The organism is Aestuariimicrobium ganziense, assembly GCF_015352975.1.
GTDB classification, from domain to species: domain Bacteria; phylum Actinomycetota; class Actinomycetes; order Propionibacteriales; family Propionibacteriaceae; genus Aestuariimicrobium; species Aestuariimicrobium ganziense.
The window spans coordinates 86,580-112,125 of record NZ_JACYIZ010000006.1; the positions used below are offsets into that span (position 1 = coordinate 86,580).

20 protein-coding genes are annotated in these 25,546 nt (G+C 68.1%); 5 read left to right on the forward strand and 15 right to left on the reverse strand.

The genetic code is table 11. From position 1 onward, the window contains the following. The first annotated feature begins 61 nt into the window (after positions 1-61). From IE660_RS12320 to IE660_RS12340, 5 genes are all read left to right on the forward strand, one after another. On the forward strand, positions 62-2,026 hold the full coding sequence (locus IE660_RS12320) for a 2-oxoacid:acceptor oxidoreductase subunit alpha (protein ID WP_328701953.1): 1,965 nt from the start codon (positions 62-64) through the stop codon (positions 2,024-2,026). After that, entirely contained in the window at positions 2,023-3,084 is a 1,062-nt protein-coding gene (locus tag IE660_RS12325; protein WP_203568673.1) for a 2-oxoacid:ferredoxin oxidoreductase subunit beta, read from the forward strand. Before IE660_RS12320 ends, IE660_RS12325 begins: the two co-directional genes overlap by 4 nt. Continuing rightward, positions 3,081-4,577 (forward strand): hypothetical protein, encoded by a 1,497-nt coding sequence (locus IE660_RS12330; protein WP_203568674.1) that lies wholly within the window; start codon positions 3,081-3,083, stop codon positions 4,575-4,577. Before IE660_RS12325 ends, IE660_RS12330 begins: the two co-directional genes overlap by 4 nt. 24 nt (positions 4,578-4,601) lie before the next feature. Beyond that, positions 4,602-6,554: a M13 family metallopeptidase gene (locus IE660_RS12335; protein ID WP_203568675.1), complete on the forward strand. Its 1,953-nt coding sequence runs from the start codon at positions 4,602-4,604 to the stop codon at positions 6,552-6,554. A 137-nt stretch (positions 6,555-6,691) separates the two neighbouring features. Then, the gene (locus tag IE660_RS12340; RefSeq protein WP_203568676.1) at positions 6,692-7,666 is read left to right on the forward strand and encodes a polyprenyl synthetase family protein; all 975 of its coding nucleotides are present in this window, start codon (positions 6,692-6,694) and stop codon (positions 7,664-7,666) included. A gap of 680 nt (positions 7,667-8,346) precedes the next feature. Here the strand turns inward: IE660_RS12340 and nuoN are convergent. From nuoN to IE660_RS12415, 15 genes are all read right to left on the reverse strand, one after another. Then, positions 8,347-9,930 (reverse strand): NADH-quinone oxidoreductase subunit NuoN, encoded by a 1,584-nt coding sequence (gene nuoN, locus IE660_RS12345; protein ID WP_203568677.1) that lies wholly within the window; start codon positions 9,928-9,930, stop codon positions 8,347-8,349. After that, entirely contained in the window at positions 9,930-11,447 is a 1,518-nt protein-coding gene (locus tag IE660_RS12350) for an NADH-quinone oxidoreductase subunit M (protein WP_203568678.1), read from the reverse strand. The genes nuoN and IE660_RS12350 overlap by 1 nt, the downstream gene beginning before the upstream one ends. Positions 11,448-11,460: 13 nt before the next feature. After that, positions 11,461-13,371 (reverse strand): NADH-quinone oxidoreductase subunit L, encoded by a 1,911-nt coding sequence (nuoL, locus tag IE660_RS12355; RefSeq protein WP_328701950.1) that lies wholly within the window; start codon positions 13,369-13,371, stop codon positions 11,461-11,463. A gap of 10 nt (positions 13,372-13,381) precedes the next feature. After that, entirely contained in the window at positions 13,382-13,681 is a 300-nt protein-coding gene (gene nuoK, locus IE660_RS12360) for an NADH-quinone oxidoreductase subunit NuoK (protein WP_203568679.1), read from the reverse strand. Beyond that, positions 13,678-14,496 (reverse strand): NADH-quinone oxidoreductase subunit J, encoded by an 819-nt coding sequence (locus IE660_RS12365; protein WP_203568680.1) that lies wholly within the window; start codon positions 14,494-14,496, stop codon positions 13,678-13,680. The genes nuoK and IE660_RS12365 overlap by 4 nt, the downstream gene beginning before the upstream one ends. Next, on the reverse strand, positions 14,493-15,044 hold the full coding sequence (gene nuoI, locus IE660_RS12370; RefSeq protein WP_203568681.1) for an NADH-quinone oxidoreductase subunit NuoI: 552 nt from the start codon (positions 15,042-15,044) through the stop codon (positions 14,493-14,495). Before nuoI ends, IE660_RS12365 begins: the two co-directional genes overlap by 4 nt. Beyond that, a complete protein-coding gene (gene nuoH, locus IE660_RS12375) occupies positions 15,044-16,381 on the reverse strand; it encodes an NADH-quinone oxidoreductase subunit NuoH (RefSeq protein WP_203568682.1) in 1,338 nt (445 codons plus the stop codon). Before nuoH ends, nuoI begins: the two co-directional genes overlap by 1 nt. Further along, positions 16,378-18,831 (reverse strand): NADH-quinone oxidoreductase subunit G, encoded by a 2,454-nt coding sequence (locus IE660_RS12380; protein WP_203568683.1) that lies wholly within the window; start codon positions 18,829-18,831, stop codon positions 16,378-16,380. Before IE660_RS12380 ends, nuoH begins: the two co-directional genes overlap by 4 nt. Next, entirely contained in the window at positions 18,828-20,147 is a 1,320-nt protein-coding gene (nuoF, locus tag IE660_RS12385) for an NADH-quinone oxidoreductase subunit NuoF (RefSeq protein ID WP_203568684.1), read from the reverse strand. Before nuoF ends, IE660_RS12380 begins: the two co-directional genes overlap by 4 nt. Beyond that, on the reverse strand, positions 20,144-20,911 hold the full coding sequence (gene nuoE, locus IE660_RS12390) for an NADH-quinone oxidoreductase subunit NuoE (RefSeq protein WP_203568685.1): 768 nt from the start codon (positions 20,909-20,911) through the stop codon (positions 20,144-20,146). The genes nuoF and nuoE overlap by 4 nt, the downstream gene beginning before the upstream one ends. After that, positions 20,908-22,281 (reverse strand): NADH-quinone oxidoreductase subunit D, encoded by a 1,374-nt coding sequence (locus IE660_RS12395; RefSeq protein ID WP_203568686.1) that lies wholly within the window; start codon positions 22,279-22,281, stop codon positions 20,908-20,910. Before IE660_RS12395 ends, nuoE begins: the two co-directional genes overlap by 4 nt. Before the next feature lies 1 nt (position 22,282). Further along, the gene (locus IE660_RS12400; protein ID WP_203568687.1) at positions 22,283-23,002 is read right to left on the reverse strand and encodes an NADH-quinone oxidoreductase subunit C; all 720 of its coding nucleotides are present in this window, start codon (positions 23,000-23,002) and stop codon (positions 22,283-22,285) included. Continuing rightward, positions 22,999-23,553, reverse strand: coding sequence for a NuoB/complex I 20 kDa subunit family protein (locus IE660_RS12405; protein ID WP_203568688.1), 555 nt, complete (start codon positions 23,551-23,553; stop codon positions 22,999-23,001). Before IE660_RS12405 ends, IE660_RS12400 begins: the two co-directional genes overlap by 4 nt. A 15-nt stretch (positions 23,554-23,568) precedes the next feature. Beyond that, positions 23,569-23,928, reverse strand: coding sequence for an NADH-quinone oxidoreductase subunit A (locus IE660_RS12410; protein ID WP_203568689.1), 360 nt, complete (start codon positions 23,926-23,928; stop codon positions 23,569-23,571). A 112-nt stretch (positions 23,929-24,040) separates the two neighbouring features. Further along, the gene (locus IE660_RS12415) at positions 24,041-25,357 is read right to left on the reverse strand and encodes a geranylgeranyl reductase family protein (protein ID WP_203568690.1); all 1,317 of its coding nucleotides are present in this window, start codon (positions 25,355-25,357) and stop codon (positions 24,041-24,043) included. Between the last annotated feature and the right edge of the window lie 189 nt (positions 25,358-25,546).

Sequence of the window (25,546 nt, forward strand, 5' to 3'; positions counted from 1 at the left end):
GCGCCACGGGGTAGGCTGGAGCGGCTGTGGCTGCCCGTCCCCCTCGGTGCCGCCACGACAGATCCACACCCCCGATGAACACCCACAAGACATTCGTGAAAGGACCGGCGTGAGGCAGGTTCGCACTCTCGACCGAGTCGTCATCCGATTCGCCGGTGACTCCGGCGACGGCATGCAGTTGACCGGCGATCGGTTCACCGCCGAGTCGGCCAGCTTCGGCAACGACATCTCGACACTCCCCAACTTCCCGGCGGAGATCCGGGCCCCCCAGGGCACGCTGCCCGGCGTCTCCAGCTTCCAGCTGCACTTCGCCAACTTCGACATCGTCACCCCCGGCGATCGTCCTGACGTGCTGGTGGCGATGAACCCGGCCGCGCTCAAGGCCAACGTCGCCGACCTCGCCCGCGGCGGCCTGATCGTGGTCGACACCGCCGACTTCACCCGCCGCAACCTCGCCCGGGTCAACTACGAGAGCAACCCACTCGAGGACGGCTCGCTCGAGGACTACCAGGTGGTGGCCCTCGACCTGACCGGGCTCACCATGGGTGCGGTCGCCGAGTTCGGTCTGGGACGACGCGACTCCAGCCGCGCCAAGAACATGTTCGCGCTGGGACTGCTGAGTTGGCTGTACAGCCGGCCTGAGGAGGGGACGCTGCGCTTCCTGTCGCAGAAGTTCGCCGACAAGCCCGCCATTCGCGACGCCAACATGGCTGCGTTCAAGGCCGGTGTGGCCTACGGCGAGACCACCGAGACCTTCGCGGTGCGCTACGAGGTGGCGCCGGCCCCGATGCCCAAGGGCGAGTACCGCCAGATCTCGGGCAACCTGGCCACCGCCTACGGCCTGATGGTCGGCGCCGAGAAGGCCGGGCTGACCCTGTTCCTGGGCACCTACCCGATCACCCCGGCCAGCGACATCCTGCACGAGTTGAGCCGCCGCAAGGCGCACGGGGTGCTCACCTTCCAGGCCGAGGACGAGATCAGCGCGGTCGGTGCTGCGCTGGGCGCCTCGTTCGCCGGTGCGCTCGGGGTGACCTCGACGTCCGGCCCGGGCATGGCGCTCAAGGCCGAGACGATCGGCCTGGGTGTGATGACCGAACTGCCCCTGGTGGTCGTCGACGTGCAGCGCGCAGGCCCGTCCACCGGCATGCCCACCAAGACCGAACAGGCCGACCTGCTGCAGGTGATGTACGGACGAAACGGCGAGTCGCCGGTGGCGGTGCTGGCCGCCCAGTCCCCCTCGGACTGCTTCGACACCGCCGTCGAGGCGGTGCGGATCGCGGTCACCTACCGCACGCCCGTGGTGATGCTCTCCGACGGCTACCTGGGCAACGGCGCCGAACCCTGGCGGATCCCCGACCTCGCCTCGATCCCCGAGATCGACCCGGGTTTCGCCACCGAGCCCAACTCCACCGACCACAACGGCGACCCGATCTTCCTGCCCTACCTGCGTGACCCCGAGACCGGCGCCCGGCCGTGGGCGATCCCGGGCACCAAGGGTCTGGAGCACCGCATCGGCGGCATCGAGAAGTCGGCCGGCACCGGCAACGTGTCGTACGTGCCGGGCAACCACGAAGCGATGGTCAAGGCCCGCCAGGCCAAGATCGACAACATCCCGGTGGCCGACGTGGTCGTGGACGACCCCTCGGGCGAGGCAAAGCTGCTGGTGGTCGGCTGGGGATCCAGCTACGGGCCGATCACCGCCGCGGTGCGCCGGGTGCGTGCGGCAGGACGCAAGGTCGCCCAGGTGCACGTGCGCTCGATCAACCCGCTGCCGGCCAACCTCGGTGAGGTGCTGCGCGGCTACGACAAGGTGCTGGTGCCCGAGATGAACCTCGGCCAGTTCACGATGATCCTGCGGGCCAGGTACTTGGTCGACGCCGAGTGCTGGTCGCGGGTGCGGGGTCTGCCGATCTCGTTGAGCGAACTCGCCGACGACCTCGTCACCCGGATCGACCGGCTCGAGGGCGACGCCTCGTCCGACACCGCCGACAATCTCGACACCCCCGACCAGGAGGATGCCCAGTGACCGCCCAGACTCAGCCCACCTCGGGGCTGGCCGGGGTGCCGCTCAGCCTCGAGCCGCTCACCCGCAAGGACTTCACCAGCGACCAGGAGGTGCGCTGGTGTCCCGGGTGTGGTGACTACGCGATCCTGGCGGCGTTCCAGGGCCTGATGCCCGAGTTGGGCATCCAGCGCGAGAACACGGTGATCATCTCGGGCATCGGCTGCGCCTCGCGCTTCCCCTACTACGTCGACTCCTACGGCATGCACTCGATCCACGGCCGGGCGCCGTCGATCGCGACCGGGGTGGCGATCACCCGCCCCGATCTGGCGGTGTGGGTGGTCACTGGTGACGGCGATGCGCTCTCGATCGGTGGCAACCACCTGATCCACGCGCTGCGCCGCAACGTCAACATCACCATCCTGTTGTTCAACAACCGGATCTACGGCCTGACCAAGGGCCAGTACTCCCCCACCTCGGAGTTGGGCAAGGTCACCAAGTCGACCCCGTTCGGCTCGGTCGACGTGCCGTTCAACCCGATCTCGCTGGCCCTGGGTGCCGAGGCGTCGTTCGTGGCGCGCAGCGTCGACTCCGACCGCCACCACCTGTCGGGGGTGTTGCGGGCCGCAATCGAGCACCGCGGAGCCGCGCTGGTCGAGATCTACCAGAACTGCCCGATCTTCAACGACGGTGCGTTCGACAACCTCAAGGGTCCTGAGGCGGCACAGTCGCTGATCCCGCTCGAGCACGGCCAACCGGTGCTGTTCGGCGTCGACCAAGAGTTCGGCATCGTGCGCGGCGCCGACGGCGAGCTGACCACGGCCAAGGTCGCCGACGTGGGCCTGGACGCCGTCGTCGTCCACGACGCGCACCGCCCCGACCCGTCGCTGGCCTTCCAGTTGTCGCGCCTGACCGACACCGGGGTGCTGCGGCAGAGCCCGGTCGGGATCTTCCGTGACGTCGAGCGCCCCAGTTACGACGACGAGGCCCGCCAACAGGTCGAGACCGCCCGGGCCACCGTGACCGGGCCCGATGCACTGCAGAGGTTGGTGACTGGCCACGACACCTGGACGGTGCGATGACCGACCAGGACCCGGCCTCGCAGGCCACGCCCCGCCGGTTCGACGAGGACCCCGGGGCCGACGACCGCACGCACTACGCGCCGCGTCAGCCTGCACCTGCCCTGACCGGGGACGAGGACGCCACCCACTACGCCCCGCGCACGCCCGCCCCGCCGCTGGCCGGCAGCGCCGACGACGCCACCCCCGACGCCCCGCGCACGCCCGCCCCGCCGCGGGCCGGCAGCGCCGACGACGCCACCCCCGACGCCCCGCGCACGCCCGCCCCGCCGCTGGCCGGCAGCGCCGACGACGCCACCCACTACTCCGCTCGGCCGAATGCCGCCTCACCCCAGCACCCGGGGTCGGGTTGGACGCCCACCAGCCTGCGCGACGTGCCCCAGGCGACCAGGCCCGGCTCGTGGGCGCCGTCGAACTGGCACCTGCCCGAGGATCGGTTCGCTGCCCCGCAGGAGAAGCCGGTGCGTCGCCGGGAGCGTCCCTCGGCGGTGAAGGTGTTGTCGTGGGCGCTGGCGGTCGTGGTCACCGCCGTGGCGGCTGGGGTCATCTACGTGAACTTCATCCGCACGCCCCCGGTGGACGACGCGGTCAAGGTGCCCGAGTCGTCGGCCTCGGTGGCACAGGCCAAGGTGCTCAGGGGTGATGAGGCCGTGCGCGGCTACCTGACCGCCCTGGCCGAGGGTGACGTGGCCACCGCGCTGAGTTTCGGGCCCACCGGCGGCAACGGGTCGCAGATGCTGCTCACGAAGGCCTCGTACGCCAACTCGGTCAAGGCTGCCCCGATCAGCAACATCGACGTGCCCACCACAGACGCCAACGCCACCGAGATCCCCGCCAGCTACAGTGTGGGCGACCAGGTGGTGAACACCAGCTTCCGGGTGACCAAGCAGGACAATGGGTCGTGGCTGCTCGAGAAGACCACCGCCACGTTCCGTTTCCAGGGAACCAAGGTCGACAACGTGCCGATCCGTGTCAACGGCGTCACGGTCGACTGGGAGACCCCGCTGGAGTTGGTGCCGGGCACCTATCTGTTGTCGACCGGGTTGCCGTTCATCGCCTTCGACGCCGGCGACAACCTGACCATGCTCAACCTGAACTACAACGAGGTGACCGTGCACAACGCGGCCCCGGCTCTGACCGACCAGGGCCAGCAGGCGTTGGTCGCGGCAGGCCGGCGCACGCTGCAGGCCTGCGCTTCGCGCAAGGAGCTTCGTCCGGCCAACTGCCCGAACTCGATGACCACCACCCGCGCGGTCGATGCCTCGACGATCAAGTGGGAGCTGGTCGGCGATCCTTTCGCCGGCGTGCGTCCGGGGCTGTCGGCCACCGACCAGTCACGCGCCGAGACCAACATGGTGGTGGTCTTCCTGTTCACCGTGAAGTTGGCGGGTTCGACCAGCTGGGTCAATGCCAACGAGTACCGCTACAACGCCACCGTCTCGGCCGACATGACCGTCAGCAACGCGTCGCAGATCCGCCCCGAGTGGCGCTCCTGACCCACCAGTTCTAGGGTGCTGACCATGACTGCAGCACTTGAGTTCGGCCACTTCGACAAGGCGGTCCGTCCGCAGGACGACCTGTACCGCCACGTCAACGGGGGCTGGTTGGCCACCGCCACGATCGATGACGACAAGCACATGGCAGGCAGCTTCATGACGCTGCGCGACGGGTCTGAACAGGCCGTGCGCGACATCATCACCGGTCTGGCCGACGAGCAGCCCGAGGCCGGATCGGAGGCGTGGAAGATCGCCACGCTGTACTCGACCTTCATGGACGCCGACGCCATCGAGGCCAAGGGTGCCGAGCCGCTGGCCGCACCGCTGGCCAGGGCCGGGCGGATCACCGACGTCGACGCCTTGGTGCGTCACTGGGGGTGGGCTGCGCGCCACGGCATCGGCCAGGCGGTCGGCCTTGACGTCGACTCCGACCCCGGTGACCCCAAGCGCCCGGTGCTGTTCCTGTGGCAGTCCGGACTCGGCCTGCCCGACGAGGAGTACTACCGACTCGACGAGCACGCCGGCATCCGCGAGCAGTACCGGGCCTACCTGACCCGCATCCTCTCCCTGGCCGGCGTCGCCGACCCCGAGGGTGACGCGCAGGCCGCGTTCGACCTGGAGACCCGGATCGCCGCCCTGCACTGGGACAAGGTGCGCACCCGCGACATGCGCGCGATGTACAACCTGCGCACCTGGGACCAGCTGCTGGCCGAGTCACCGCTGCCCTGGGCCCACTTCGCCGACCGGGCCCGGATCAGCCCCGACCAAGTCGCCGAGGTGGTGCTCGCCCAGCCCTCGTACCTGACCGGATTGGCCGAGCTGGCCACCGTCGAGAACCTGCCCGCGTGGCGTTCGTGGGCCCGCGCCCGGATCGTGTCGTCGCTGGCCAGCCAGCTGTCGTCCGACTTCGTGCAGGCCCGCTTCGAGTTCTACGACAAGACCCTGATGGGCATCCCGCAGCTCAAGGAGCGCTGGAAGCGTGGCGTCGCGCTGGTCGAGTCGGTGCTCGGTGAGGCTGTGGGCCGGATCTACGTCGAGCGGCACTTCCCGCCGGTGGCCAAGCAGCGCATGGACGATCTGGTCGGCCACCTGCTCGAGGCCTACCGCCAGTCGATCACCAACTTGGACTGGATGACCGAGCAGACCAAGGCCGAAGCACTCGACAAGCTGGGCAAGTTCCGTCCCAAGATCGGCTACCCGAACAAGTGGCGCGACTACTCGTCGCTGACCGTGGTCGAGGGCGACGCGGTGGGCAACCTGATGGCGGCCGCGAAGTTCGCCCTCGAGCACGAATTGTCGAAGCTGGGCAAGCCGGTCGACCTGGACGAGTGGCTGATGACCCCGCAGACGGTCAACGCCTACTACCACCCGCTGCGCAACGAGATCGTGTTCCCCGCGGCGATCCTGCAGCCGCCGTTCTTCAACGTCGACGCCGACGACGCGGTGAACTTCGGTGGCATCGGCGCGGTGATCGGCCACGAGATCGGCCACGGTTTCGACGACCAGGGCTCGACCTGCGACGGCGACGGCCAGCTGCGTGACTGGTGGACCGATGACGACCGCTCGGCGTTCGAACAGCGCACCGGGTCGCTGATCAACCAGTACGACGCGCTCTCGCCCGAGCAGTTGGACGACGATCTGCGGGTCAACGGCAAGCTCACCATCGGTGAGAACATCGGTGACCTCGGTGGCGTGGGCATCGCGCTCAAGGCGTGGAAGCTGGCCACCGGCGGAGACGTCGAACCGATCGACGGGCTGACCGGCGAGCAGCGGTTCTTCCTGGGCTATGCGCAGCTGTGGCAGACCAAGATCCGTGACGAGGCGCTCAAGCAGCGCCTGGCGACCGACCCGCACTCCCCTGCCGAGTTCCGGGCCAACCAGGTCGTGCGCAACATTGACGAGTTCCACACCGCCTTCGGGGTGGGTGAGGACGACCAGATGTGGCTCGATCCCGCTCACCGCGTCACCATCTGGTGAGCATCGCCTGCCTGCGGGCGGGGTGACGATTCCGCCCTGCCCGCATGCAAGCACTAGGCTGTGAGGCGGTGCCGCGCGCTGCAGCGCGGCGTGCCCCAGGCGGACTCCTCGTCCGCGGACGGACATGGGAGTTGTGAGTGAGCGAGCCTTCGCCTGACGCCCGGGACGACCTGACGACCCGGCGCCTCGAGGCCATCGAACGTCGCCTGTACGAGTTGGCGGTGGCGGGCAATCCCTTCCTCACCGAGGCCGCCCAGCACATCATCGCCGCTGGCGGCAAGCGCTTCCGTCCCCAACTGGTGGCGCTGTGCTCACAGTTCGGTGGCGAGGTCGACGAGGACGCCCTGGTCGGCGCAGCCTGTGTGGTCGAACTGACCCACGTGGCATCGCTGTACCACGACGACGTCATGGACGAGGCGGCGCTGCGCCGCGGAGCCCCCAGCGCCAACGCCCGCTACGGCAACTCGGTGGCGATCCTGGTCGGTGACTACCTGTTCGCCAAGGCGTCGTCGACGGTGGCCCGGCTCGGGCTTGACTACGTGCTCTTGCAGGCCGAGACCTTCGCCCGGCTGGTGCACGGCCAGATCGCTGAGACCCGAGGCCCCGCCGAGGGAGAGGACCCGATCGAGCACCACCTGAGCGTGCTCACCGACAAGACAGGCTCACTGATCGCCGCCGCCGCCCGGTTCGGCGGCATGGTCGCGGGCAGCTCGGAGGAGGTGCTGACCACCCTGACCCAGTTCGGTGAGGAGATCGGCATCGTCTTCCAGTTGGCCGACGACCTGATCGACATCACCAGCGACGTCACCGGCAAGACACCGGGAACCGACCTGCGCGAGGGCGTGCCGACCCTGGCGACGCTCATGCTGCGCCAGAGCACCGACCCTGCCGACCTGGCCCTGCTCGAGCGGATCGACGGCGACCTGTCGACCGATGAGGCCCTGTCGCAGGCGCTGGACGCGCTGCGAGCAAATGCCGTCATCGAGAAGGCCCGCGCCGAGGTGCGCCGCCGCGCCGAGGTGGCGCGAGGCTTCGTCCACCAGTTGCCGGCCGGAGAGGCGCGCCACCAGCTGGACGAACTCTGCGACGTGGTCGTCGAGCGGCTCAGCTGAGGTCACCCCCCCTCAGGGATCGGATGCCTCGATCTCGAAGACCCCGATCTGGGTGACTCCGTCAGAGAGATAGACCGGCCCTGCTCTGGCAGGTTTTCCGTTCTGGCCGATGGCCTCGGCGGGGTTGGTCGGTCCCCCGCCACTCCCGTCTGCGAACACGACGGGGGCAGCCGCCACACTGCTGGCCAGGATGACTCCCGCGATGGCGCCTCGTTTGAGGGCCCGTCTGCTCATGTCCGCCACCCCCGTTGGATGGATTGCGGTCATTGTCCCCCGGGTCGGCGTGGGGGCAAGAGGCGTCCGGTGGACTCTCAGGTGATTCCTACCCGAGCCGACATGGCTGCCGGGCGTGGATGTGGGCCTGATGGGCGGATCACGCCGGGTACTCGCGGAGCGATCCGCCTCTCGGACGAGCGGCCGAGCCCGCCGATCGTCCAACCCGGTTGGTGGCGTGAAATCGCTGGTCATTCGATGACTTCACGCCAGCAATCGAGGGACGCCCCGGGCCTGCCGCGGTCTCGTCCGATCTGTGGCGTGAACTTGCTGGTCATCAAGTGACTTCACGCCACGAACCGATGGGGCGCCCGAGGCAGGAGGGAAGCCAAGTAGCCACCAGCGCCACCACACAGGACGAGGCCCCCACCGCGGCTGCGGCAGGGGCCTCGTCCGAGACGGTCAGGTCAGGAGCCCAGGAAGGCCGAGGCCCGGATCGCCAGCTCGGCCAGCGGCCCGCTCCACAGACCCAGCACCAGAGTGCCGACGGCCGCGACAACGATCACGGTCCAGGTCATCCAGCTCGGCTTCTCGACGGTGACGCCCTCGGAGTGCTCGTTCGGCTCGCGGAAGAACATGACCACGATGACGCGCAGGTAGAAGAACGCGGCCACCAAGCTCATGAGCACCGCCACCAGCACCAGCCAGCCGTAGCCACCGGCCCACGCCGCCAGGAACACCAGCAGCTTGCCGATGAAGCCACCGGTCAGCGGGATGCCGGCGAAGCTCAGCAGGAACAGCACCATCAGCGCACCGAAGACCGGGTGGCGTCGTCCGATGCCTGACCAGCTGGCCAGCGAGGTCGACTCGCCACCGGCCTTGCGCACCATGGTCACCAGTGCGAACGCACCCATCGTGGCCAGGCCGTAGGCAGCCAGGTAGAACTGGATCGAACCGACCGAGCCGGTCAGTGCGCCGAAGGCGCTGGACGAGGTGGGGGTCACCGCACCGGCCACCGCCACCAGCAGGAAGCCGGCATGGGCGATCGCCGAGTAGGCGAACAGCCGCTTGATGTCGCTCTGCGTCAGCGCGATCACCGAACCGACCAGCATGGTCAGCACCGCGAGGACCGCGAACAGCGGCTGCCAGTCCCACTCCATGCTGCCGAAGCCGACGTAGAACACCCGCATCAGGGCCGCGACGGCCGCCATCTTGGTGGCGATCGCCATGAAGGCGGTGATCGGGGTGGGGGAACCCATGTAGACGTCGGGGGTCCAGCTGTGGAAGGGCACGACACCCACCTTGAACAGCAGGCCGACGCCGACCAGGCCCATGCCCGCGGCCAGCAGCAGCGACGAGGCACCGGCCGAACCGATCATGGCGTCGACCCGGTTGAGCTCGAACGAGCCGGTGTAGCCGTAGACCAGCGCCGCCCCGTAGAGGAAGAACGCGCTCGACAGCGACCCGAGCAGGAAGTACTTCAGCGCGGCCTCCTGGCTGAGCAGGCGGCGGCGACGCGCCAGGCCACACAGCAGGTACAGCGGCAGCGAGAAGATCTCCAGCGCCACGAACATCGTGATCAGGTCGTTCGACGCCGCGAACAGCATCATGCCGAAGGTGGCGAACAGCACCAGCGGGTAGACCTCGGTGTGCTCCAGGCGCAGCGCGGTCGCCCTCGCCTCGAGCGGCGAGCCGGGAACCGAGGCCGCCATCGGGACGAAGTCGGTCTGACCCTGGTTGAGCTTGCGCTCACTGGCCAGCAGCAACGCCAGGATCGTGAAGATGATCAGCGCGCCCCATGTGAACAGCGCCGGCCCGTCGACGCTGACCGAACCGCCGGCCTCGACGCCGAACTCACGACCGCGCCACAACTGCACGGTGAAGCCGAAGGCCAGCACCAGGGTGAGCCCGGCGATGATCAGCTGTGCCTCGTCGCGGATGCTGCGACGCAGCACGCCCTCGACGACGACTCCGAGGCAGGCACCCACGAAGACGACGATCAGCGGCGCGAGTGCGCCCCAGTCCAGATTGGTCTCGAGCAGGGTGAGCATCAGTTGCCCCCCTTCACGACCGTCTCGGGGTCAGTCATGTCGACGTGACTCATGGCTTCCTTCGCGGGTTGTTCCAGAGGGGTGACCAACGGCTTGGGGTAGAAGCCGAACACCAGCAGCAGGGCCACCAACGGCACCAGGACCGCCCGCTCGCGCAGGTTGAGGTCGACCGACACGTGGGTCTCGGTCTGCTCGGTGACCGGTCCGGTCATCGTGCGCTGGTAGGCCAGCAGGATGTAGAGCGCCGAGAGCACCATGCCTAGCACCGCGATGGCGGTGAAGATCGGCTGACGCTGCCAGGAGCCGGCCAGCACCATGTACTCGGAGATGAAGCTCGAGGTGCCGGGCAGCGACAGGGCCGACAGACCGGCGACCAGGAACAGTCCGGCGAGTACCGGGGCAGTCTTCTGCACGCCACCGAAGGCCGAGATCTGAGCCGACCCGCGCCGTTTCACCAGGAACCCGATCACCAGGAACAACGCTGCGGTCGAGAAACCGTGGTTCAGCATGTAGAAGATCGAGCCCTGGATCGAGGTCGAGGTGAAGGCGAAGATGCCGAGCACCATGATGCCGAAGTGGCTGATCGAGGTGTAGGACACCAGCCGCAGCAGGTCGCGTGAGCCGATCGCCATCAGCGCGCCGTAGATCACCGACACCACGGCCAGCACGAGGATCACCGGGGTGGCCCACTTGCTGGAGTCGGGGAAGATCGCCAGGCAGAACCGCAGCATGCCGAACGTGCCGATCTTGTCGAGGATGCCGACCAGCAGCGTGGACGAGCCCGGGCTGGCCTGTTCGGCGGTGTCGGGCAGCCAAGTGTGCACCGGCACCATGGGGGCCTTGATCGCGAAGGCGATGAAGAAGCCGAGGAACAGCAGTCGTCCCCAGGTGCCCTGGTCGATGTTGGCGGCAGCCAGGTCTGAGACCAGGAAGCTGGCCTGGCCGGTCTTGGCGGCCTCGGCGCCGACGCCGACCACGCTGAACAGCATGACCAGACCGCCGGCCAGCGAGTAGAGCAGGAACTTCAGCGCTGCCTGGCCACGCTTCGGTCCGCCCCAGCGCCCGATCAGGAAGTACATCGGGATCAGGGTGGCCTCGAAGAACAGGTAGAACAGCAGCGTGTCGGTGGCCATGAAGCAGTAGAGCGCGAAGCTCTCCAGCATCAGCGCCAGCGCGAAGAAGGCGCCGGTGCTGCCTCGGCCGCTCTCAGGGTCGTCACCGATCGTCCACTCGGCGAGCAGCACGATCGGGACGACGATCACGGTGAGCAGCACCATGGTCATCGACAGGGTGTCCGACCCCAGCGACCAGTGGGCACCGATCGCGCGGATCCAGGTGTAGCGCTCGTCGAAGCCGGTGCCCGAGGCCGACAGGGCGAACGCCCAGACGCCCATGGCCAGGGTCACCAGCGAGAAGGCGATGCCGGCGTACTTGGCGGCGGCACCCTTCAGCGCGAAGGTGACCAGAGCGCCGACCAGCGGCACCAGGCCCAACAGGGTGAGCAGGGGGAAAGTCATCTCACTCCTCCCCTCAGGCCAACCGGCCGAGGTACAGAACGACAGCGACCAGCAGGACGCCCGCCACCATGGTCAGCGCGTAGCTTCGGGCGTACCCGTTCTGCAGGCGCCTCAGCCCGGTCGACAGCCCGCCGAAGACTCCGGCCGAACCCATCACCGCGCCATCGACGACGGTGCGGTCGAACGAGTCCAGACCCGAGACCAGTCCCTGGCCGGGACGCATGAACACGGCCTCGTTGAAGGCGTCGCCGTAGAGGTCGTTGCGTCCGGCGATCACCAGCGGGTTGCGGGTGGCCGGGACGGTGTCGGACACGTCCGACTTGTGCAGCCACCAGCCGATGACGACACCCACTGCGACGACGGCCATGGTGAGCCAGCCGATCGGGGTGACCTTGAACAGGCTCATCTCGTGCGGGTGGAACCCGGTCGAGGTGGCCAGCCAGCCGCCGATCCAGTTGTTCATCAGGGCACCGGCGATGATGCTCATCACGGCGAGTACCATCAGCGGGATGGTCATCACCAGCGGCGACTCGTGCGGGTGCACACCCTCACGCCATCGCTTGTTGCTGAAGAAGGTCATCATCATCAGCCGGGTCATGTAGTAGGCGGTCACGCCGGCACCGAGCAGCGCCAGCAGGCCGAACCACAGGCCCTTGTCGAAGGCGGCCTCGATGATGTGGTCCTTGGAGAAGAAGCCCGCCGTGCCCGGGAAGCCGATGATGGCCAGGTAGCCCATGGCGAAGGTGGCGAAGGTGATCGGCATGGCCTTGGCCAGCGCGCCGTAGTGGCGCATGTCGACGTCGTCGTCCATGCCGTGCATCACCGAACCGGCTCCGAGGAACATGTTGGCCTTGAAGAACCCGTGGGTGATCAGGTGGAAGATCGCGAACGCGGTGCCGATCGGGCCCAGGCCCGCCGCCAACATCATGTAGCCGATCTGGCTCATGGTCGAACCGGCGAGCACCTTCTTGATGTCGTCCTTGCTGGTACCGATCCAGGCGCCGAACAGCAGCGTGACGGTACCGACGATGGCCACCACCAGGGCAGCGGTCGGGGTCTGGGCGTAGACGGCGTGGCTGCGCACCACCAGGTAGACGCCGGCGGTGACCATGGTCGCCGCGTGGATCAGCGCCGACACCGGGGTCGGGCCCTCCATGGCGTCGAGCAGCCACGACTGCAGCGGCACCTGGGCCGACTTGCCGCAGGCACCGACCAGGATCAGCAGGCCGAGCAGGGTGACCATGCCCGAGCTCATGCCAGAGACGCGCTCGTTGACCTCGGCGAAGTTCACGGTGCCCAACTGGGTGAGCATGATGAACATCGCCATGGCCATGCCCATGTCACCGACACGGTTGACCACGAAGGCCTTCTTGGCGGCGACGGCGGCCGACTTGCGGTGCTGCCAGAAGCCGATCAGCAGGTAGGACGCCAGGCCCACACCCTCCCAGCCGAAGAACAGCAGCAGGTAGTTGTCGGCCAGCACCAAGGTGAGCATCGCCGCGATGAACAGGTTCAGGTAGGCGAAGAACCGGCGACGGCGCTCGTCATGGGCCATGTAGCCGATCGAGTAAACGTGGATGAGCGCACCCACGCCGGTGATCAGCAGCACGAACAGGATCGACAGTTGGTCGACCAGCAGGTCGGTGCGGAAGGTGAACGTCGGGGTGCTGAACAGCTCCCACATCGACACGCGCACCGCCCGGTCGGCCTCGGTGCGTCCGAGCAGGTCGAGGAACAGCACCAGGCCGATCACGAACGAGGCGATCACCGCGAGGGTGGCCAGCAGGTGGCCCCAGGCGTCGGCGATCTTGCCGCTCACCATGAGCAGGCCCGACACCACCAGGGGGATCGCGATCATCAGCCACGCCCACTGGAACAGTCCAGTGGCCGCGACCGGGTTCACGACGGTTTCGAGAAGATACACCGAATCCCCCTCAGTACTTCAGCAGGTTCGCGTCGTCGACCGAGGCCGAGCGTCTGGTTCGGAAGATGGTGACGATGATCGCCAACCCCACCACGACTTCTGCGGCAGCCACCACCATCACCATCAGGGTGCCCACCTGCCCGTCGAGGTTGCCGTGCACGTGGGAGAAGTTGACCATGGCCAGGTTGGTGGCGTTCAGCATCAACTCGATGCTCATGAACGCCACGATCGCGTTGCGGCGCAGCAGGAAGCCGAGCACACCGATGGTGAACAGGATCACCGACAGCACGAGGTAGTAGTTGGGGTTCATTCCAGTTCTCCTGCATCGTGGCCACGGGCCTCGCTGATCGCCCGGAAGGCTTCCCGGGTCGGAGCACGCAGTTCGTCGGCGTCGACGAAGGCACCGCGCTCGGCCAGGGTCTTCGACACCGACAGTTCCGAGACCGAACCGTCGGGCAGCAGCGCCGGGGTCTGGATCGCGTTGTGCCGGGCGAACACGCCGGAGGCGGGCAGCGGGCCCAGGTGCGATCCGTCGTTGGCGTAGGCCTGCAGCCTGCGGGCGGCGGTCTCACGCTGGCCGAGCTTGGGGACGATCCGCTCGCCGTGGGCCAGCACCATGGCACCGACGGCGCCGATGATCAGCAGGCCCGAGGTCGCCAGGAACAGGAACACGTAGCGACCGAAGAACAGGTCGGCCAACGCCTGCACGTTGCCACCGAACGGGGCGGTGGCCCCGTCCAGACCCACCGGGGCGCGCTGGATCGTGCCGCCGACGGTGAACGCCAGCAGACCCAGCAAGCCCAACACCGCGATCACCGCGGCGACCCGGTGGCCCTTGATGGTCTCGATGGTCGAGTCGGAACTGCCGACGCCGACCAGCATGACCACGAACAGGAACAGCATCATGATCGCGCCGGTGTAGACGATGATCTGCACCACGAACAGCAGGGGTGCCTGCAAGGTGGCGTAGAGGATCGCCAGGCAGATCATCATGCCGGCCAGTGACAGTGCCGAGTGCACGGGCTTGCGGGCCAGCACCATGCCGAGGGCCAGCAGCACCGCCAGCGGCGCCAGCACCCAGAAGGCGACCACCGAGGCGGTGGCCATGGGGATCAGCGGGGTCATTGGGCGGCTCCCTTGGACTGCGGGGTGCGGAGGTCGGGCTTGCCGGTGGAGGGCAGGCCCAGGAAGTAGGCCTGCTCGTCGGCACCCAGTCGCCGCGGGTGCGGCGGCTGCTCCATGCCCGACAGCAGCGGGGCGAGCAATTGGTCCTTCTCGTAGATCAGTGACGCCCGGGTGTTGTCGGCGAGCTTGAACTCGTTGGTCATGGTGAGCGCCCGGGTCGGACACGCCTCGATGCACAACCCGCACAGGATGCAGCGCAGGTAGTTGATCTGGTAGACCCGGCCGTAGCGCTCACCGGGCGAGTAGCGGTCGTCCTCGGTGTTGTCAGCACCCTCGACGTAGATCGCGTCCGCCGGGCACGCCCAGGCACACAGCTCACAGCCCACGCACTTCTCCAGGCCGTCGGGCCAGCGGTTCAGCTGGTGGCGGCCGTGGAAGCGCGGTGCGGTGACCTTCTCACCCTTGTGGGGGTAGTCCTGGGTGAAGGTCTTGCGGAACATCGTCTCGAACGTGAGACCGAAGCCCGCCCAGCCGTCGAACAGCCCCATCAGGACTCATCCCCCTTCGTGACGGACGACTCCTCGTCCAGCGGTTGAGCGGTCGAGTGGACGACGCCGGCCATCTCGGGCAGCGTCTGCCCGGGCAGCGGCGGCACCGGGTAGCCCCCGGCGAAGGCGTCGAAGTCGCCGTCGGGCACCTCGAGCTTGCCGGGCGTGCGGTCGTCCGGTCTGCCGCCGAAGAACAGGTAGGCGGCAGCGGCCAGGATGATCACGGCGCCGATGCCGAGCACGACACCCTGCGAGACCCAGCCCTCGCGCTGGTTCACCTTGAGCAGGGCCACGAGCAGGATCCAGACCAGCGAGATCTCGATCAGCCACTTCCAGCCCAGGTGCATGAACTGGTCGTAGCGCATGCGGGGCAGGGTGCCGCGCAACCAGACGAAACCGGTGAACAGCAACTGCACCTTGAGCATGAACCAGATCGGGCCGAACCAGCCGGAGTCGAGGAACTCGATGTTGTTGAACGGGAACGGGGCCCGGTAGCCGCCTAGGAACAGCGTGGTCGCCACCGCCGAGACGGTCACCATGTTGATGTACTCGGACAGGAAGTACAGGGCGTAGCGGAAGCCGGAGTACTCGGTGAGGTAGCCCGACACCAGTTCGGACTCACACTCGGGCAGGTCGAAGGGGGCGCGGTTGGTCTCGCCGACCATCGAGATCACGTACATCACGAACGAGGGGAACAGCAGCACTGCGTACCACTGCGGGATCTCGACCGGCCCGATCGACCAGGCGTTGGCCTGGCTCTCGACGATGCCGGAGGTCGACATGGTCGAGCTGTACATGAACACCGCCACCAGGGCCAGGCCCATGGTGATCTCGTAGGAGATCATCTGCGCTGTCGAGCGAATGCCACCGAGCAGCGAGTAGACCGAGTTGGACGCCCAGCCGGCCAGCACGATGCCGTAGATGCCGATGGAGGCGATCGCCAGCACGAACAGGGTGGCCACGGGCAGGTCGGTGAGCTGCAGACGGGTCCTGTGACCGAACATGGTCACCTCACCGCCGAACGGGATCACCGCCCACGCGGTGAAGGCGGCGACGCCGGTGAGGAACGGCGCCAGGTTGAAGACCCACTTGTCGGTCTTGGCCGGGCGGAAGTCCTCCTTGACGATCAGCTTCGCGCCGTCGGCCAGGGCCTGGAACAGTCCGAACGGGCCGTTCATGATCGGGCCGAGGCGGTGCTGCATCTTGCCGACGACGCGCCGCTCGTACCAGACGTTGAAGATGGTCCACAGCAGCAGGACGACGAACAGCCCCACCACCTTGATCAGGACGATCCACCACGGGTCGGGCCCGAAGATCGGGTTCTCGAGTGGATTCATGCCGCACCTCCATCAGTCGACGGCGAATCGGGAACGGATGCATCAGCGCCGGCGGCGGCCACGGTGACCGAGCCACCCGCACCGACACCGAGGGCCTCACGGACCGGGCGACCGGTGTTGGTCGGCACCCAGACCACCTCGTCGACCATGTCGTCGACGACGGCGACCGGCAGCTCCATCGAGCCGGCGACACCGCTGACCGTGGCCTGCTGGCCCTCGGCCAGTCCGTAGCGCTGGGCGGTGGCCGGGCTGACCCGCAGCACGGCGGGCTGGGCGGTGGCCATCAGCGCGACCTCGCCGTCGTTGCCGGCGGAGTCGTCGAGCAACTGGCGCCAAGTGGCCAGCACGGCACCCTCGGACGAGGCAGCACGCTGGGCGTCGCTGCGGGCGGTGGCCCGCTCCCCGTCCCAGGCCCCGAGCTCGTCGAGCGAGGCGCCGGCGGCCTTGCTGCCGCGGAAGCCGAGCTCGGCGCCCATGGCGTCGGACAGGGCTCCCAGAACACGCAGGTCGGTCATCGGGGCGTTGCCCTGGCGGATCACGGTGTTGACCGTGCCACGACGGTGCTCCCAGTTGAGGAAGCTGCCGGCGTGCTCCTCGAGCAGCGCGACCGGGAAGACGACGTCGGCCCGCTGGGCGACCTCGCTGAGCCTGCTCTCGAGGCTGACCAGGAAGCTGGCCTGGTCGAGCGCCTCGCGCACGGCCTGCGGGTCGGCGAAGTCCCGGGGCTCGATGCCGGCGGTGACCAGCGCCATCTGTCCGGCTGCGGCCTCGGCGAGCATCGCCTCGGCGTCCAGCCCCTCGGTGGCGGGCAGCGAGTCGGTTCCCCACGCGGCAGCGACGTCGACGCGGGCGGTGGCGTCGGCGACCGGACGACCGCCGGGCAGCAGCCCGGGCAGGCAGCCGGCCTCGATGGCACCGATCTCGCCGGCACGACGCGGGATCCACGCGAGCTTCGCGCCCGTGGCCGAGGCCAGCCGGGCGACGGTCTGCAGGGTTCCCGGCGACTGGGCGGCACGCTCACCGACCAGAATGATCGACTCGCCGTCGATCTGGTCGGTGAGTCCGTCGAGGCACTCGGCCTCACGTCCGGGCACGCACCCCACCAGGGTGGCGCCGAGCTTGATCGACCCACGCGAGCTGTAGGGGGCGATGGTGACGACCTCGAGCTTGTTCTTGCGGTAGGCCTTGCGCAGCCGCAGGAACACGATCGGCGACTCGTCCTCGGGCTCGAAGCAGACCAGGACAACCTTCTTGGCCTTCTCGAGGTCGCGGTAGGTGACCGACTCCTCGAGGGTGCGGCCGGCGACCGCGTGGGCCAGGAAGGCGGCCTCCTCGTCCGACGAGGGACGAGAGCGGTGGTCGATGTTGTTGGTGCCGAGCACGGCCCGCGCGAAGCGGGAGTAGCCGTAGGCGGTCTCGACGGTCAGCCGGCCACCGGGCAGCACGCCGACCTTGTCACCGGCGGCCTTGAGCCCGGCGACGGCGGTGTCGATGGCCTCGTGCCAGCTGGCCGGGACGAGCTGTCCGTCACGGCGCACCAGCGGCGTGGTCACCCGGTCGTCCAGACGACCCGAGACGAAGGCGAAACGGCCCTTGTCGCAGTTCCACTCCTCGTTGACCTCGGGGGCGTCACCGGCGAGGCGGCGCTTGACCTGGTAGTGGCGGTGGTCGCTGCGCAGCTGGCAACCCGCGGCGCAGTGCTCGCAGGTGACCGGGGTGCTGACCAGGTCGAACGGACGGGCCTGGAAGCGGTACGAGGCGCTGGTCAGGGCTCCGACCGGGCAGATCTGGATGACATTGCCCGAGAAGTAGGAGTCGTAGGGGTCGTCGGCGTAGATGCCGACCTGCTGCAGTGCGCCACGCTCGACCAGGGCGATGAACGGGTCACCGGAGATCTGCTCCGAGAAGCGGGTGCAGCGGGCGCAGAGTACGCAGCGCTCGCGGTCGAGCAACACCTGGGCCGAGACGTTGACCGGCTTGGGGAAGGTGCGCTTGGCGCCCTCGTAGCGGGACTCGCCGTGGCCGTGGCTGAGCGCCTGGTTCTGCAGCGGGCACTCGCCGCCCTTGTCGCAGATCGGGCAGTCGAGCGGGTGGTTGATCAGCAGGAACTCCAGCATCCCCTCCTGGGCCTTGGTGGCCACCGGGGAACTGACCTGGGTGCTGATCTTCATGCCCGGCATCGCCTCGAGGGTGCACGAGGCCTGCGGCTTGGGCATGCCTCGTCCGTTGCCCATGTCGGGCACCTCGACCATGCACTGGCGGCAGGCGCCGACCGGGTCGAGCAGCGGGTGGTCGCAGAACCGCGGGATGTCGACACCGACGCGCTCGGCGGCCCGGATGACCAAGGTGCCCTTGGGCACGCTGACCTCGATGCCGTCGATGGTGAGGGTGACCAGCTCCTCGCGGGGGGCGACCTCGGCGTTCTTGTCGGTCACGCTGTTGACGCTCATGCGTGTGCTCCAAGCTCAGAGTCGGCGAACAAGGCTGACTTCTCGTAGGGGAACAGTTCCCAGGCGGGCGTGGTGCAGCCGGCCTCGAACTCGTCCCGGAAGAACTTCACGGCGCTGGTGACCGCGGCCACGGCACCGTCGGCGAGTGCGCAGAACGACTTGCCGCCGATGTTGTCGGAGACGTCGAGCAGCTTCTCGATGTCGCCCGGCGACGCCTTGCCGGCCTCGAAGTTGCGCAGGGTCTGCACCAGCCACCAGGTGCCCTCACGGCACGGGGTGCACTTGCCGCAGGACTCGTGCTTGTAGAACTCGACCCAACGCAGCGTGGTGCGCACCACCGAGGTGGTCTCGTCGAAGATCTGCAGCGCGCGGGTACCGAGCATCGACCCGGCCTCGGCCATGCCCTCGAAGTCGAGCGGCACGTCGAGGTGCTCTGCGGTCAGGATCGGGGTGGACGAGCCGCCGGGGGTGAAGAACTTCAGTTCGTGCCCCTCACGCATGCCGCCACCGAGGTCGATCAGCTCACGCAGGGTGATGCCCAGCGGGGCCTCGAACTGTCCGGGGGTCTTGACGTGGCCCGAGAGCGAGAAGATGCCGTGGCCCTTGCTCTTCTCGGTGCCCATGCCGGCGAACCAGTCCTTGCCGTTGGCGATGATGCCGGGCACCGAGGCGATCGACTCGACGTTGTTGATCACGGTCGGGCTGGCGTACAGGCCCGCGACGGCCGGGAACGGCGGACGAAGACGCGGCTGGCCGCGTCGTCCCTCGAGCGAGTCCAGCAGCGCGGTCTCCTCGCCACAGATGTAGGCGCCCGCACCGGCGTGGACGGTGATCTCGAGGTCGTAGCCGGTACCGAGGATGTTCTTGCCGGCGTAGCCAGCCGAATAGGCCTCGCGCACGGCCTGCTGCAGGCGTCGGATGACGTGCAGCACCTCACCGCGGCAGTAGATGAACGCGTGGTGGGAGTTGCAGGCGAACGCCGAGATGATGACGCCCTCGACCAGGGTGTGCGGTGAGGCCATCATCAGCGGGATGTCCTTGCAGGTGCCCGGCTCGGACTCGTCGGCGTTGACCACCAGGTAGACCGGGTTCGGGTTGTCCTTGGGCAGGAAGCTCCACTTCATGCCGGTCGGGAAGCCAGCACCACCGCGACCGCGCAGGTTGGCGTCCTTGACCCAGGTGACCAGGTCGGCGGGCTGCATCTCGAGGGCCTTGCGCAGTGCCTTGTAGCCGCCACGGCGCTCGTAGTTGGAGAGCTTCCAGGCCTTGTCGTCACCCCAGTTGGCGGTGAGGACGGGGGTCAGCGTGTCGGTCACTTCGTCTCCTCCCCAGAACTGGCCTGCTCAGAACCGGCCTGCTCGACGGGAGCCTGCTCGGCGGTGGGCGCCTTCCAACCACGCTGCTGGGCGATCCGAAGGCCGACCAGCGACGAATCGCCGGCGGTGGGACCCTCGTCGGCCAGGCCGTCGGGGAAGCCTGCCAGCACGCGCTCGGCCTCGCGCCACGAAGTGATCCGGGCGCCGCGGGTGGAGTGCACCTCTTCGTCGTTGAGCAGCTTGTCGAGCAGCTCATCGGCCTTGGCCGGGGTCATGTGGTCCATGAACTCCCAGTTGACCATCATGACCGGGGCGAAGTCGCAGGCCGCATTGCACTCGAGACGCTCGAGCGAGATCTTGCCGTCAGGCGTGGTCTCGTTCTCACCGATCCCGAGCTTGGCCTGCACCCGGTCGAGCAGGATGTCGCCGCCCATCACCGCGCACAGGGCGGTGGTGCAGACGCCGACGTGGTGCTTGCCGGCCGGGCGACGCTTGTACATCGTGTAGAAGGTCGCCACGCCCGAGACCTGGGCGGTGCTGATCTCGAGCACGTCGGCGCAGGCCTGGATGCCGGCCGGGCTGACCCGGCCGTCGACCGACTGCACCAGGTGGAGCATCGGCAGCAGCGCCGAGCGCTTCTGCGGGTAGCGAGCAGCGAGCTGCCGCAGCTCGTCCATGGTGGTCTCGTCGATGTTGGTCGACGTGTCGTCCATGTCGATCGAGCCGGAGTTCTCGAAGTGGCTCTGGAACTCATGACCGCTCACCGGTCAACACCTCCCAGCACAGGGTCGAGGGAGGCCACGGCCACCACGACGTCGGACATCATTGCGCCCTCGCACATCACCGGCACCGCCTGCAAGTGGTGGAATCCCGGGTCGCGGAAGTGCGCACGGTAGGGCTTGGTGCCCCCATCGCTGACCAGGTGCACACCGAGTTCACCCTTGGGCGACTCGACAGCGGCGTAGACCTGCCCCACGGGCACACGGAAGCCTTCGGTCACCAGCTTGAAGTGGTGGATCAGGGCCTCCATCGACTCGCCCATGATGTGCTTGATGTGCTCATTGCTGTTGCCCTGGCCGTCGGGGCCGACGGTGAGCTGGGCGGGCAGCGCGATCTTGGCGTCCTCGACCATCACCGGCTGGCCGGTGGTCTTCTCGAGGCGCTCGAGGCACTGGCGCACGATCTTGAGCGACTCCCAGGTCTCGTTGAGCCTGATCCGGAAACGGCCGTAGGCGTCGCAGGTGTTCCAGGTCTGCACCTCGAAGTCGTAGGTCTCGTAGCCGCAGTAGGGCTGGGACTTGCGCAGGTCGTGGGGCAGGCCGGTGGCGCGCAGCGGCGGGCCGGTCATCGCCAGGGCGGTGGCGGTGGGCAGGTCGACGTAGGAGATGCCCTCCATGCGGCCCTTGAAGATCGGGTTCTCGTTGCACAGCGTGGCGTACTCCGGCAGGTGCTTCTCGAGCCACTTGATCAGCTCGCGCAGCTGGTCGAGGCCACCCTCGTGCAGGTCGACGGCGACGCCGCCGGGGCGCACGTAGGCGTGGTTCATCCGCAGGCCCGACAGCGCCTCGAGGAAGTCGAGGATCATCTCGCGCTCGCGGAAGGCGATGGTCATCACCGTGAGGGCACCGATCTCCATGCCGCCGGTGCCGATGGCGACCAGGTGGCTGGCGATGCGGTTGAGCTCCATGACCAGCACGCGCAGCACGCTGGCGCGCTCGGGCACCCGGTCGGTGATGTCGAGCAACTTCTCGACGCCCAGGCAGTAGGCGACCTCGTTGAACAGCGGGGCCACGTAGTCCATACGGGTGCAGAAGGTCACGCCCTGGGTCCAGGTGCGGTGCTCCATGTTCTTCTCGATGCCGGTGTGCAGGAACCCGATGCCCGGGCGGATGCTCACCACGGTCTCGCCGTCCATCTCGAGGATCAGGCGCAGCACGCCGTGGGTCGAGGGGTGCTGGGGACCCATGTTGACGACGATGACCTCGTCGCCGCGCTCGGCCTGGGCGTGGGCGATCTCGTCCCAGTCGCCACCCTGGCTGAGGTAGACCGCATCAGCGGCGCCGGACGGGTCGGCACCGTAGGGGTCGTTGACGCCCGGGTTGGGGGTGTCGTTGATCTGCTCAGAGGCGGTCATCTCAGTACTTCCTCCGCTCGTCCGGGGGCGGGACGACCGCACCCTTGTACTCCACCGGGACGCCGCCGAGTGGGTAGTCCTTGCGCTGGGGGTGGCCGTTCCAGTCGTCCGGCATCAGGATCCGGGTCAGCGACGGGTGGCCGTCGAACTGGATGCCGAACATGTCCCAGGTCTCGCGCTCGTGCCAGTCGGCGTGCGGGTAGACCGAGACGATGCTGGGGATGTGCGGGTCTGCGTCGGTGCAGGTGACCTCGAGCCGGATCCGGCGGTTGTGGGTGACCGAGAGCAGGTGGTAGACCGCGTGCAGTTCCTCACCGATCGAGCCCGGGTAGTGCACGCCCGAGACCGACGGGCACATCTCGAAGCGCAGCTGGGCGTCGTCGCGCAGCGCGCGAGCGACCTCGAGCAGCGCCTCACGACGCACGAACAGGGTCAACTCGTCGCGGTAGACCAGGATGCGGCCGGTGCCCCAGCCGGGAACCAGGGCGTCGAGCCGGTCGACGATCGCGTCGAACCAGCCGCCGAGCGGACGCTGGGCGAGCCCGGGCATCTCGAGGGCGCGGGTGATGCCGCCGTAGCCGGAGGTGTCGCCGGTGCCGGCTCGTCCCCACATGCCGCTGCGGGTGCCCAACTGCTGGGCCTGCGCGGCCGGGTCGAGGGGAACCTCGACCTCGGTGCCCGTGGCCTCAGGGCCGGGGGCGTCAGGGGTGGTCTCGCTCATCGCATGAGCCCCTTCATCTCGATCGTCGAGGGCGCCTCGAGGGCGGCCTGCTCCTTCTGTTCGATGGCGGCGACCATGTTGGGGCCGATCGGGGTCTGGTGCACCTGCTTGCGCAGCTTGAGCATCGCGTCGATCAGCATGTCGGGACGCGGCGGGCAGCCGGGCAGGTAGATGTCGACGGGCAGGAAGTGGTCACAGCCCTGGACGATCGCGTAGTTGTTGAACATGCCGCCGGTGCTGGCGCAGGCGCCCATCGAGATCACCCACTTGGGGTTGGGCATCTGGTCGTAGACCTGGCGGATGACCGGGGCCATCTTCTGGCTGACCCGGCCCGAGACGATCATCAGGTCGGCCTGGCGGGGCGAGGCGCGGAAGACCTCCTGGCCCCATCGTCCGGCGTCGTAACGCGGGGTGCCGTAGGCCATCATCTCGATGGCGCAGCAGGCCAGACCCATGGTGGCGGGCCAGAACGACGCCTGGCGCAGCCATCCCACGGCCCACTCAAGGCTGGTCAGCAGGATGCCGCTGGGGAGTTTCTCCTCGATTCCCATGTGGGGTCTCCTTCCTCAGTCCCAGTCCAGGCCGCCGCGACGCAGCACGTAGAAGTAGGGGATGAACACGATCAGGATGAACAGCAGCATCGCCAGGATGGCGAACACCGGCAGCCTGTTGAACGAGACGGCCCACGGGTAGAGGAACACGATCTCGATGTCGAAGACGATGAACAGCATCGCGGTGATGTAGTACTTCACCGGGAACCGGCCACCACCGACCGGCTGGGGCGTGGGCTGGATGCCGCACTCGTAGGAGTCGTACTTGGCGCGGTTCCAGCGCATCGGACCGAGGTTGATCGACAGCAGCACCGAAACCACGATGAAGACCGCGGCGAGCGCAGCGATCCCCAGGATCGGGATGTAGGGATTCATCGGTGGCCTCCCGTGGTGTCGTGGCCCTGGTGTCGTGGGCTCCGCTGTCTCATCCTGTCGCTTCCTGCCAGATTTTTCAGGTCACTGCGGCGCGCGGGTCTCAAGGTGTTGGTCATGCCGAGGGCGCCACCCTGGTCAAGAGGTTGATGGTTCTGTCGGCGAGGTCACCCTCGTGGGCGTCGGTGAGGTTGGCCAGCAACTTGTGGACGAGCTTCATCAGGCCCTTGCGCGGCAGCCCGTGGTGCACGCAGATGCGCATGATCTCGGGATGGCCGATCAGCTTGGCGAAGATGCCGCCCAGCCTGAAGTAGCCGCCCATGTCGGCCTTGAGGTTGGTGACGTAGCCCTGCAGGGCAAGTTCAGCGTTGTGGCTGCCGAATCCGCGGCTGCGGGCCTCGCTGATCGCCTCGGCGGCCAACACCGCGGCCTCCATGGCGTAGTCGATGCCTTCACCGTTGAACGGGTTGACCATGCCGCCGGCATCGCCCACCAGCAGCAGTCCGCGACTGTAGGCAGGCTGACGGTTGAAGCCCATCGGCAGGGCGGCCCCGCGGATCTCGCCACGCTGGTTCTCGGGCGTGAATCCCCACTCGGGCGGGGTGGCCGCCAGCCAGCGGGTCATCAGGTCCTTGTAGTCGGTGCGCGAGAACGCCGGTGAGGTGTTCAGCATGCCCAGGCCGACATTGCTCACCCCGGTGCCGGTCGGGAAGGCCCAGCCGTAGCCCGGAAGCAGGGTCGAGGAGCCCGGTTCGCCGTCCCACAGTTCCAGCCAGGACTCCATCCAGTCGCCGTCGCCGCGCTCGCACTCGTAGTAGGCGCGCACGGCCACGCCCATGGGGCGGTCCTCACGCTTGGTGATGCCCATCGCGACCGACAGCCGGGACGAGACTCCGTCGGCAGCGACCACGACCGGGGCGCGGTACTGCGTGCCGTCCTTGGTGGTGACGCCGATGATCCGACCGGAGGCGTCGTCGATGATCGGCGCCTTGGCAGCGGTGCCGGTGTGCAGGTCGGCGCCGCAGGCCACCGCGTGCTCGGCGAGCAGGTGGTCGAGGTCCTCGCGCTTGCGGACGAGGCCGTAGTTGGGGAAGTCCTTGAGTTCGGGCCACGGCATCTCGAAGGGCTCGACTCGTCCGCCGTAGACACGAAGACCCTTGTTGCGGTGCCAGCCGTTCTCGGGCGAGGTGTCGATGCCCAGGTTGACCAACTGCTTGACCGCGCGCGGGGTGAGGCCGTCGCCGCAGATCTTGTCGCGCGGGAAGGTGGCCTTCTCGAGCAGGACGACGTCGAGTCCATTGCGGGCCAAGTGGGCTGCGGTGGTCGATCCAGCGGGTCCGGCCCCGACCACGACCACGTCGGCGGAGCGCCCTGCCGCGGGGTCCGAGACTGCCCCAGAACCAGCCGCGGCTGCGGCCTCGCTGTGTGTCATCGGTTCTCTCCTGCGGGGGGGCTGGGCTGTGTCTTCCTGCGCTGGGTTCTTCTGCGCTGGACTGGGCCCGGTCGACTTGAGTCTAGGGCTTGTCGCCGGTGGTTGCTAATGGGGTCTCGTCGCCGGTGATTCCCCGGCGACTAGGCACGTTGTCGCCCAAATAGGCAACGCTGAGGTTGGTTAATTGGC